This is a genomic window from Clostridium sp. MCC345, from assembly GCF_018785345.1.
Taxonomy (GTDB): Bacteria; Bacillota; Clostridia; order Lachnospirales; family Anaerotignaceae; genus Anaerotignum_A; species Anaerotignum_A faecicola.
On the sequence record NZ_WQPP01000029.1, the window covers coordinates 1 to 1,103 of the forward strand.

The following is a 1,103-nucleotide window of genomic DNA, read 5'->3' on the forward strand; positions in this document are numbered from 1 at the left end:
CCAGAGACGAAAAGTCAAGGACTTTTTCATCAAATCCAAAAAGAAGTCACATTTTGCGGACTTCCTCACGGAGCAGACGCTTGATTTTGTCCTCCATTGTCTCTTTTGCGGTCTGGCTGAAATGCACACGGACGATATAGGTTGTCTTGCCGATCTGCTTTCTGACAGTCGGGCAAGTGGCGGTGTTGGTTGCGGTATTGTTCATTCAAAATCCTCCTGTAAATGAAAAATGCCCGGTGACTGTTCATCATCGGGCGGTGTCGGTATGAGGGAACAAGGCAAGGCGGCAACATTAAGGTATCTATAAAACCCTTGCCGTCTTTGCCACGCTTGCCGTGTTCCTGTTGTCAATCTCGGAGATAGCAGACCCATGCTGTGCCGTCTTTCTCGGTCACAAGTCTGTCCCCGATACGGCTCTTTGCCGTTCTCATGGTGCGTGAGGAAATCCCACGCTCATTGACTGCCTTTTCCAGCTCTGCACTCGGCATACGCTTTCCGTCCGCAAGCAGTTCCAGAATGAGCATTTGCGCCTGTGCGGTCTTGCTTTCGGTCTTGGCGGTGTCTGTCCCGGCAAGAAGCTCGTCAGCGGTAATGTCATAAGCCCCTATCCACTCAAAGCCTTTCTCGTCTCCCAGAGAAAAGGCAAGGGACTGTCCGGGCGGCGCAAGGGAGCTTTTCTCATGGATAAGCACCCTCGTTGTGGGACTGTCCTTCAGCTTGCCGATAAAGAGCAGACTGCGGACTGCCGCCGTAATGTCGATAGACCCTAATCCCCGGTAGGTGCTTTGCGTTCCTGCGGCTTTGTTCAGGTGTCCAATCAGCACGATAGCGCACCCGGTAGCCTGTGCAATGTCTCCCAGACTGCGGAATATCGGGCGCACCTCGTTTGCTCTGTTCATGTCCACATCTGCGCCCAGAAACGCCTGTACCGGGTCAATGATAACAAGCCTTGCGTTGTTCTCCCGGATTGCCCTTGCTATGCGCTCATCGGCAAGGGTCAGCGGTGTGTCCCTATCGTCAATGACAAGCACTCGTTCAAGGTCTGCGTCAGCTTCCATCAGCCGGGGCTTAACGGTATCGCCCAAACCGTCCTCGGCGGTCTG

The 1,103-nt window shown here is 53.8% G+C and carries 2 protein-coding genes; both read right to left on the minus strand.

What is annotated here, in order from left to right; all coding sequences use genetic code 11:
* Nucleotides 1-46: 46 nt before the first annotated feature.
* The gene (locus GPK49_RS06855) at nucleotides 47-205 is read right to left on the minus strand and encodes a transposon-encoded TnpW family protein (protein WP_006428300.1); all 159 of its coding nucleotides are present in this window, start codon (nucleotides 203-205) and stop codon (nucleotides 47-49) included.
* Between the two features lie 142 nt (nucleotides 206-347).
* The coding region (locus GPK49_RS06860) for an AAA family ATPase (RefSeq protein ID WP_215677113.1) at nucleotides 348-1,103 on the minus strand (756 nt) is incomplete at its 5' end.